The sequence below is a fragment of the Hymenobacter agri genome (assembly GCF_054778495.1).
On record NZ_BAAGZM010000124.1, the window covers coordinates 1 to 9166 of the forward strand.

Sequence of the window (9166 nt, forward strand, 5' to 3'; positions counted from 1 at the left end):
GCCCCCGCTGCCGCCCGCCCCGGTGAAAGCTTTCGACCCCGAACCCGAAATCATGGCCCTGAACGACCGCGCCGAAAGCGAAGCCGCCAAGGCCGCCCGCATCGACTGGTTCGGCATTGCCCTGAGCGCGGCTAGCCTGGCCACTGACGTGGCCAGCATCGGCAAGCGCGAAACCGCCGCGCAGTATCAGAACCGCGCGACCATCCGCGACGCGGCCTTCACTTACAACACCATTTCGGCCGCCAGCAAAATCGAGCACGCTGTGGCCGCCGACGTGCTCCAGCAGCGCGCCGCCCAACTGCAAGAATACGCCCTGCGCAAAGTCACCCTTGAGCCCGGCCAGCAGGTGCGCGGCTACCTCTACTTCCCCCGCTACGACGCGGCCGATGCGCTGACGGTGAAGGCCCCAGTGGGTAGCCGCGTGGTGCCGCTGGAATTCGCGCAGGTGCGCCGGCGGCAGTAGGATAAGCCAAAATAGAACGGTCATGCCAAGCGCAGCCGAGGCATCTCGCGTGTAGCAGTAATCCTGACAATTGGATTTACTACCACACGCGAGATGCCTCGGCTGCGCTCGGCATGACCGTTTATTCGCGACTTATCCCAACTCTGCCAGCTCCAGCCAGCGCAGCTCCTTTTCCTCCAGCTCCCCATTCAGGGCCGACAGCCGGGCGCCCCAGGCGGCGAAATCCTGCGGCGAGCCGCTGCCGCCGTTCAGCTTGGCGGTGATGTCCTGCTTCTCGGTTTCGAGCGTCGCCATAGCTTTTTCGAGCTGCTCGTACTCCTTTTTCTCGGCGAAGGTGGCGCGGCGCTTTTGGGGTGAGGGGGCTACGGCGGTACTCACGGGCGCGGGGGCGGCCAGTTTAGCGGCGGCGCGGGCGGCTTTGGCGGCTTTTTCCTCTTCAATTAGGGCCGCTTCGGCTTCGCGCTCTTCGAGGTATTCGCGGTAGTCGGTGTAGTTGCCGGGGAAGTTGAGAACGGCCCCGCCGGGCTCTAATACAAACAGATGCTCGGCGAGGTGGTCGAGGAAGTACCGGTCGTGGCTCACGATGAGCAGGCAGCCGGTGAAGTGCAGCAGGAAATCTTCCAGGATGTTGAGCGTGGCCAGGTCCAGGTCGTTGGTGGGCTCGTCGAGAATGAGGAAGTTGGGGTTCTTGATGAGGACGCGCAGTAATTGCAGGCGGCGCTTCTCGCCGCCGCTCAGCTTGCTCACCAGCGTGTACTGCTGGGCGGGCGGGAACAGGAACAGGTTAAGGAACTGGCTGGCGGTGAGTACGTCGCCGTTGGCCAGCTCCACTACTTCGGCCACTTCCTTCACGATGTCGATGACGCGCTGCGAGGGGTCGAATTCCAGCTCGGTCTGGGTGTAGTAGCCGAACACGGTGTTGGTGCCCACATCGATGGTGCCGCTGTCGGGCTTGAGCTTGCCGGTGAGCATGTTGAGCAGCGTGGATTTGCCCGCGCCGTTGGGGCCGACGAGGCCGATGCGGTCCTTCTTCTTGAAGACGTAGCTGAAATCGTCGAGCACCACGTTGTCGCCGAATTTCTTGTTCAGGCCGTCGGCTTCGATGATTTTGCCGCCCTGGCGGGTGGTTTTCACGCTCAGCTCAATCTGCTGCTTGTTGAGGTTGGTGCTGGCCTTTTCCTTGGTGACGTAGAAGGCGTCGATGCGGGCTTTTTGCTTGGTGCCGCGGGCCTGGGGCATGCGGCGCATCCATTCCAGCTCCTTTTTGAAAAGCTGGCGGGCCTTTTCCACTTCCACGGTTTCGCGCATTTCGCGGTCGGCCTTTTTCTCTACGAAATAGGCGTAGTTGCCCTGGTAGCGGTACACCTGGCCCTTGTCGAGCTCCACGATTTCGTTGGCCACTTTGTCGAGGAAGTACCGGTCGTGGGTCACCATCAGCAGGGTGAGGTTGGGCGAATTCAGGCGGTTTTCGAGCCACTCGATGGTGGCCAGGTCGAGGTGGTTGGTGGGCTCGTCGAGGAGCAGCACGTCGGGCTCTTCGATGAGGACGCGGGCCAGGGCCACGCGCTTGCGCTGCCCGCCCGAGAGCTGGCTCACGTTGCGGGTGAGCAGCTCGCCGAGGATGCCGAGCTTGCCCAGAATCTGCTGCACCTGGGCTTCGTAGTCCCAGGCGTTGAGGGCGTCCATGCGTTCGAGCACGCGCTGCAGGTCGTCGGGCTTGTGGTTGGGGTCGTTCACGACGTGCTCGTACTCCTGGATGGCGCGGAGCGTGTCGTTCTGGCTGGCGAAGATGGTGGCCTCCACGCTCAGGCTTTCGTCGAACACGGGGTTCTGGCCCAGGTAGGTGACGCGGATGCCCTTACGCACGCTCACCGAGCCGGTGTCGGGGGCTTCGAGGCCGGCCAGCACCTTCATGAGGGTGGTTTTGCCGGTGCCGTTGATGCCCACAAAGGCCACGCGCTGGCCTTGGTTGAGGCCGAAGTTGAGGTCTTTAAACAGCCAGCGGTCGGCGTAATTCTTCGAGATGTTCTCGGCGGATAACAGGTTCATAGGCCGCAAAGGTACGGCCGGGGCGGGCGGGGTGGGGCGCTGCGCCGCTGTTTAGAATGAGACATGGACCTGCTCTTTACGAATCGCAACTTTTGTTGGCTCAGCGGCATCGACAACCAATTGGTTGCGGGTATTCAGCCCAGCTTTAGGTACTACTATTTCTTGGGTGACTAACCAGTAAAAGCGCTTGGCTTTCGAGTCGTATTCAAACTCAATCTTGTCGATAGGAGAAAGTTTCTTTCCAAACCGTTTGGCTTTCTTGATGACTTTACAAACAGTAAGCGTGGTATCAATTGGCTTATAGTCTTGCTTTGAAGGAAAATTGAAGGGAGAAATGATATTCATTTTTTCATCTACTGCAAACCCGACACAATAGGCTGCTTTAGCATCAGCACGGAAATAATAGTAGAAGTAATATTTCCCCTTGCATCCGGCCTTCTTCGCTTCGGGCATTCTTCCTTTGAACTTATCGATGCTGTCAGGATAAACTATATCAACTGTGTAAAAAGTAAGTCTAGAGAAGAAAGCTTCCCCTGCATATTCTTTTATCTTCTGTTCGACCGTTTTTTTGACCGGAAGAATGGTTGGTTCGACTTGTCTGATATCAATTGGGTTGAGAATGCTCCATTTTTTTGAGGTTTCACCTTTGTACGAAAAGCTGTAAGTAGGGCAGAAAAAGGTATAATCATAAGAGCCAAAATCTCCTCCGTATTTGATTTTGTCTTCATCAATACACTGTGCAGATGTTGTAGACCCAGTGAAGAAAATAATCGAGAGTATTAGGAATACGTTTCTCATAGGTTTTGTAAGGAAAGAAATTTGTCATTTTCGGAAGGTGCTGCAAAATAGGCTATAACATCACTATCCCATTGTATCTCCAGCCCCTTTCGCGGCGGCCGACACGCCCCGTCGCGGTGGGGGCGGGGCGGTGGATGGGCAAACGGCGGGCATTGGGCAGCATCACCAGCCGCAGCAGGTACGGCCGGGGCGGGCGGGGTTGGCGCTACAATGGACTACAACACTACCAAGGGAGCCTTAATCATAATATCGGTAGTGCCGCACTTCTGCTACCTTGCCTCGGTCAAAATTTATTTGTCTCACTTCATAATCTCCTTCACCAGATTCTGACCTGCTGTAAGTATAGCCGATATAATGTTGTCTGTTGATATAATTGCTGTATTGATAGGGCTCCCACTTCGCCAATGGACTACCCAGTAACTCCACTACTTGCTGCTCGCTCATGCCCACGGTCACTTCTTGAAAGTTGCTTTCTGAATAATTGCTAGCGTACTGGGTCGGATTATTAAACCTGTAAAGTAGCCACAATACTAGCGTCACGCACAAGCAGGCGATTGTCCAACTTGATAAAAGATTCAACCATAGCCTTTGACGCCGAATATGAGTGTGAGGCAGCCCCAACTGAATCGACAGGCCCGAGAATAATAGAACTGTGAAAAGAAGTAGCGAGAAAGCAAACCCGGATAGCCAATACATAAGCATGTGTAGAAAGTAAAAGAAGGATGCTCCGAACGTCAATGATGCTTTATTATGCTTTCAAGGCAAGTTCAAAATATTGCTTCTTAAACGTAGCTTTTGGGTGCAAATTATACTTGAAGCACCACTGCCACCCTGTTACTGCTGCCCCTTCCGCGGCTGCCGACACGCCCCGTCGCGGTGGGGGCGGCTGTTTTAAATTGCAAAAGGCCCGTTTCCAATTTGGAAACGGGTCTTTTTCTGTTGAAAGCGTGAAGTAGAGACGCATAATTGCGTCTCATCGTTGAACGGCGGCGCTAGAACGAAGTCCGAGCGGCGCGGACGCCGAGACGCAATTATGCGTCTCTACATCCCGTTGCCTTTCGACGTTTCTAGGCCCCAGTTGCGGCCTTTTTCCACGGCGGGCACGCCGGTGGAGAGCCACACGGGGGCGGGAGCGCCTTTCAGGTAATGGTCGAAGAATTGCAGTTCGCGCATGGAAATGTCCTTGCGGTTTTCGCGCTTCACGAGGTTGTGGGCTTCGCCGTTGTATTGCAGCAGCCACACGGGTTTGCCCAGGCGGCGCAGGTCGGTGAACATCTCGATGCCCTGGTACCACGGCACGGCCCCGTCGGCGTCGTTCGACATGATGACCACCGGCGTTTGTACCTTGGGCAGCGCAAACAGCGGCGAGTTGCGGATGTAGGCCTCGGGCTTTTCCCAGAGCGTGCCGCCGATGCGGCTCTGGGTGCGCTCGTACTGGAACTGCCGGCTCATGCCCGATTCCCAGCGAATGCCGCCGTAGGCCGAAGTCATGTTCACGACGGGCGCGCCGGCCCAGGCGGCGGCGTACATCGGGGTTTGGGTGATGAGGTAGGCCACCTGATAGCCGCCCCAGCTCTGGCCCTGAATGCCGAGGTGCGCGCCATCCACCCAAGGGTTTTGCTTCAGTTCCTCCACGCCGGAATTGATGTACTCCACGGCCGACGCGCCGGGCTCGCCCACGGTGTAGCTGATGTCGGGCGTGAAGACGAGGTAGCCGTTGCTCACGAACATGGGAATGTCCAGCTTCGAGGGCGACGGCGCGGGGGCCTGGTAGCGGTAAATGCCGTCGGAGAGCTTCTCGTAGAAGTACGAAATCATGGGGTACTTCTTCGTCGGGTCGAAGTTTTCGGGCTTGTAGAGCACGCCGGTGGCGGCGTGGCCCTGCGGGGTGGTCCAGTGCACGAGTTCGGCCGTCATCCAGTTGTAGTCCTGCTGCTGGGCGTTGATGGCGCTGAGCTTGGTTTCGGCTTTCAGGTTGGAGCTTACGTAGAGGTCGGCCGGCTGGCGCACGCTCGATTTGGTGTAGAGGTAGCGGCGGGCGTTTTCGGCCTGCATCACGTTCGAGTAGGCCATCGGGGCCATTGCCAGCTTCTCGGGGGCTTTGGTGCCAGCCAAGGGCTTGCGGTAGTAGCCCCATTCCTTGGTTACGTCGTTCTGGGTGAGCAGCAGCAGCTCGTCCTTCGGCTCGATGAACTTCTGCTTCTCCACCGGCAGGCGGTAGCGGAAGCGCAGCTTCTGCTGGCGGCCCAGGCCGGCGGTGAAGTTGCTGGCCGCGCCGGTTTTGGGGTCGATTTTCCAGATGTCGTACCGGTCGTAGAGCAGCACGGCGGCGTCGTTTTTGGCCCAGGCGGCCAAGCCGTAGGGCTCGGGGTCGGTGGGCGAGTCGTTCTCCTCGTCGGCGAAATTCACGCCGGTTTTGCCGGTGAGGTTCACCGTCTGGCGGGTGGCGACGGAGTAGGCAAACCAGGCCTTGGCCGCGTCGTCGTACCACAGCGCGTAGTCACCATGGGGCGAAATCTGGAAGCGGCTTTTCGAGGCTTTGGGGTTGATGGCCACACGCTGGCCGGTGCGCGTCGACACCAGGTAGGCCTGCTTGCGGGTGTAGCCGTCCCACTGCATCGCGATGCGCTTGGCCGTGTCGGTGGTGGCCAGGATGTACTCGGCGTTGGTGTTGTCGGGCAGGTAGGAGTCGCGCAGGTACTCGTCCTCCAACTGCACAAACTTGTTGCCCTGTTTGGGATAAATGACGGCCAAGTAGTTGCGCTGCAGGTCCTTCTTCAACGTTTTCAGCTGCATGGGCTGCAGGTAGTCGTCCTTGTAATTCCAGATGTCAAGCTTGGCGTGCTCAAAGTCCACCAGCGAAGTATCCTGCGGAATGGGGTCGGGCGCGGTGCCAAAAAACAGCTTCTCGCCGTTCTCGCTGAACTGGATTTTGCCAAACCCGCTCGGCGACCATTTCGGCTTCAGCGCCGCGGCGCCCGGCCGCAGGATGATGGCGGCCGAGTCGGCGGTGAAGTTGGCGTAGTACAGACTGAAGGGTTTCACCAACGCCTTTTCAGGGTTTTTCTCGGCGGTAAAGGCAAATTGCCGGCCCGCGTCGTCAAACGCCAGGTTCTTGTATGTGCCCTTGCCGCTGCTCAGCTTCTTGAGACTGCCGCCCGCCACATCAAACGCGAACAGGCCCGACTGCACGTCCTTGCTGCCTTTCGGAGCCAGCACGGCGAAGGCCACCCGGTTGCCCGGCTTGCTGATTTGGTAGTCGGTGACGGACGCGAACTCGCGGCTCTTGCCCGTCGTCAGGTTGAGCACGGTGAGGGGCGCGCCGGCCTTGTTGGCCTCCAGCAGGCCGTCGGTGAGCTTCTTGAGCGTGTCGGCCGGGGCTTTGGGCTTGGTGTCTTTCAGCACCGGCTTGTTGCCCAGGAAGGCCAGCACGGCCGCCTTTTCGGCCAGCTGCCACGACTTCACGTTGGCGTATTTCGTGAGCTTGCCGGTTTCGAGGGCGAACACGCCCAGCGAATCCTTGGGCATGTCGTCGGGCTTTTTCTTCTTGATGCGGGCCTGTCGCACCAGCGCGTAGGGCGGCTTGATGGGGAACACCGCGAACCGGGAATCGGCCGAGAACGCGGCCGAGTCGCCGCGCGCAATCTGGGCCAGCGGGCGGTTGTCGGCAGTTTTCAGGTAGAGCGTGGCGTCGCCCTGCTGGGGCTTCACCTGGTAGAGCACGTATTTGCCGTTGGGGCTGATTTTGGGGTTGACGACGCTTTCCCACTTGTCATAAACGGTGTGGTCGAGCGGCTTTTTGGCGGGCGCTTGCTGAGCCAGGACGGGCCAGGGCGCGGCGCAGCAAATCAATAAAATGAAGGACTGGCGCATAAATAGCTGGGATGGGATGATTCCCAAATATACTTCGGGCAAGGCCGGAAGCCGGCGCGGCCGACGCTTCAGCCGGGGTTTTCGACGGTTCGGTAAAAACGATGCGGGCGGCCCGGGCGGCGGGCGCTAGCTTCGCCACATCAATTCCAATCGCCTTTCCCACTGCGCATCATGGACTACCTCCACCAACACTGGCTTACTTCTGGCACCGCCGTGGGCGCGGTGCATTTTATCACCGCTTCGCTGGGCCTGCTGCTGGGGCTGGGCGTGCTGCTGCTGCGGCCCGGCTCGCGGGCGCACAAAACGGCCGGCTACGTGTTCGTGCCGCTGCTGGTGCTGGTCAACCTGTCGGCGCTGTTCATTCACCAGCTGGGCTTTCGCTGGGGGCCGTTTCACCTCATCATTCCGTTCTCCCTATGGGCGCTCTACCGCGGTATGAAGCCCTTTTACCAGAAGGAGCGCATGGATTACGCCACCAAGATGCGCTACCACACCAGCGGCATGGTGGCGGCGGCGCTGGGCCTGTGGGCCGCTTTCGTGGCCGAATTTTCGGTGCGCACGCCCGCGCTGGGCCACCTGCTGGTCGGCCTGCCCTTCGACACGTTCTGGGTGCTCACCATTGAGGGGTTTACCATTGCGCTGCTGTTCCGGTTCCTCATTCGCCGCGTCACCAACTCGCAGCTGCGCCGCCTCGGGCTCAGTCCCGTGCCGGGGGCGAAAGGCTAGGCGGAGTTGGCCGAGGCCGGCTGTAAGGACCATTTTCGCCGGCCCCGCCGGACGGCAGCCGTGCCCCGCCCACCAACTTTCAATACCTTTACCGCTACGGCCGCGGCTGCGCGGTACTGGTGTTGCGCACCGCCGGCCGGCCCCCGAACTGCGATGAAGATACTGCTGGTCGAAGACCACGCCGAGCTCGCCAAAAGCATTGCCAGCTACCTCCTGCAGGAGCATTACATCTGCGAGGTGGCGGCCACGTTCGACGAGGCCCGCGAGAAGCTGGCGCTCTTTGCCTACGACTGCGTGGTGCTCGACATCATGCTGCCCGACGGCAACGGCATCAACCTGCTCAAGCTGCTGCGCAAGGAAGGCGTGGAAAGCAGCGTCATCATCATCTCGGCCCACAACGCGCTCGATTTCAAGCTCACCGGCCTCAGCGAGGGCGCCGACGACTACCTTACCAAGCCCTTCCCGCTGCCCGAGCTGCACGCCCGCATCAAGGCCATCATGCGCCGCCGCAGCCCCCACAAAACCAACGTCCTCACCTTCCACGACCTCACCGCCGACCTGGAGTCGATGGAGTGCCGCGCCAATGGCAAGGTGCTGAACCTCACGCGCAAGGAAACCAACCTGCTGCTCTACTTCCTCAACAACCAGGGCCGGATGCTGAGCCGGCAGGCCATCGCGGCCCACCTCTGGGGCGACTACACCGACAACCTCGACAGCGTGGATTTTGTGTACCAGCACGTGAAGAACCTGCGCAAGAAAATCACCGACGCCGGCGGGCGCGACTACATCAGCACGGTGTACGGGTTCGGGTATAAGTTCAGCGCGCCGGAGTAGGGACCCCACCCCCGGCCCCTCCCCTCCGGGGGAGGGGAGCCTGACGTCGGCGCAAGACCGGTGCTCCCTCTCCCTGAGGCTTCGCGCCTCAAGCGAACCGGGGGTTAGGGGGTGAGGTTGCCTCGGCTGCGCTCGGCATGACGTTCTTTGGTTTTCGCTTCCATTCAACAACCCATCCCGTGAAGCTCAACTACCGCTACACGCTGGCCTACGCCATTGTCACGCTCTTTGTGCTGGGGCTGGGCTTTGCCATCGTGTACGCGGCGTTTTCGCGCAGCGCCACCCAGGCCACCATCGGCAAACTGGAGCACCTGAACGCGGTGGTGGCCGGGCAATTACAGAGCGGGCGCGACTTTGCGCGCGACTCGGCCCAGGCCAACGTGCAAGTGACGGCCGTGCCCGCCGGGCCGCACCCCAGCCGCA

At 59.9% G+C, this 9166-nt stretch carries 7 protein-coding genes and 1 pseudogene; 4 read left to right on the forward strand and 4 right to left on the reverse strand.

All coding sequences use genetic code 11. The annotated features are described in order from the left end of the window. Nucleotides 1–463 (forward strand): annotated as a pseudogene (locus tag ACYVDE_RS08700) (hypothetical protein); the annotation flags it as partial. 132 nt (nt 464–595) lie between these two features. On the opposite strand, the gene ACYVDE_RS08705 reads toward ACYVDE_RS08700, so the two are convergent. The 4 genes from ACYVDE_RS08705 to ACYVDE_RS08720 form a co-directional block, all read right to left on the reverse strand. Beyond that, entirely contained in the window at nt 596–2512 is a 1917-nt protein-coding gene (locus tag ACYVDE_RS08705; protein ID WP_460501100.1) for an ABC-F family ATP-binding cassette domain-containing protein, read from the reverse strand. 51 nt (nt 2513–2563) lie between these two features. Beyond that, nucleotides 2564–3310: a hypothetical protein gene (locus ACYVDE_RS08710; protein WP_460501101.1), complete on the reverse strand. Its 747-nt coding sequence runs from the start codon at nt 3308–3310 to the stop codon at nt 2564–2566. Between the two features lie 237 nt (nt 3311–3547). Beyond that, the gene (bamE, locus tag ACYVDE_RS08715; protein ID WP_460501102.1) at nt 3548–4012 is read right to left on the reverse strand and encodes an outer membrane protein assembly factor BamE domain-containing protein; all 465 of its coding nucleotides are present in this window, start codon (nt 4010–4012) and stop codon (nt 3548–3550) included. 339 nt (nt 4013–4351) lie between these two features. Next, entirely contained in the window at nt 4352–7183 is a 2832-nt protein-coding gene (locus ACYVDE_RS08720) for a S9 family peptidase (RefSeq protein ID WP_460501103.1), read from the reverse strand. Between the two features lie 171 nt (nt 7184–7354). On the opposite strand from ACYVDE_RS08720, the gene ACYVDE_RS08725 reads away from it, so the two are divergent. From ACYVDE_RS08725 to ACYVDE_RS08735, 3 genes are all read left to right on the forward strand, one after another. Continuing rightward, entirely contained in the window at nt 7355–7909 is a 555-nt protein-coding gene (locus ACYVDE_RS08725) for a DUF2306 domain-containing protein (protein WP_460501104.1), read from the forward strand. A gap of 153 nt (nt 7910–8062) precedes the next feature. Continuing rightward, the gene (locus tag ACYVDE_RS08730) at nt 8063–8743 is read left to right on the forward strand and encodes a response regulator transcription factor (RefSeq protein WP_460501105.1); all 681 of its coding nucleotides are present in this window, start codon (nt 8063–8065) and stop codon (nt 8741–8743) included. A gap of 179 nt (nt 8744–8922) precedes the next feature. Continuing rightward, on the forward strand, nt 8923–9166 hold a 244-nt coding region (locus tag ACYVDE_RS08735; RefSeq protein WP_460501106.1), incomplete at its 3' end, for a hypothetical protein.

What these genes read in the sequence shown, in the direction of transcription:
- ACYVDE_RS08705 (WP_460501100.1), bottom strand. Translation starts at nt 2,512, where the DNA reads ATGAACCTGTTATCCGCCGAGAACATCTCGAAGAATTACGCCGACCGC.
- ACYVDE_RS08710 (WP_460501101.1), bottom strand. Translation starts at nt 3,310, where the DNA reads ATGAGAAACGTATTCCTAATACTCTCGATTATTTTCTTCACTGGGTCT.
- bamE (WP_460501102.1), bottom strand. Translation starts at nt 4,012, where the DNA reads ATGCTTATGTATTGGCTATCCGGGTTTGCTTTCTCGCTACTTCTTTTC.
- ACYVDE_RS08720 (WP_460501103.1), bottom strand. Translation starts at nt 7,183, where the DNA reads ATGCGCCAGTCCTTCATTTTATTGATTTGCTGCGCCGCGCCCTGGCCC.
- ACYVDE_RS08725 (WP_460501104.1), top strand. Translation starts at nt 7,355, where the DNA reads ATGGACTACCTCCACCAACACTGGCTTACTTCTGGCACCGCCGTGGGC.
- ACYVDE_RS08730 (WP_460501105.1), top strand. Translation starts at nt 8,063, where the DNA reads ATGAAGATACTGCTGGTCGAAGACCACGCCGAGCTCGCCAAAAGCATT.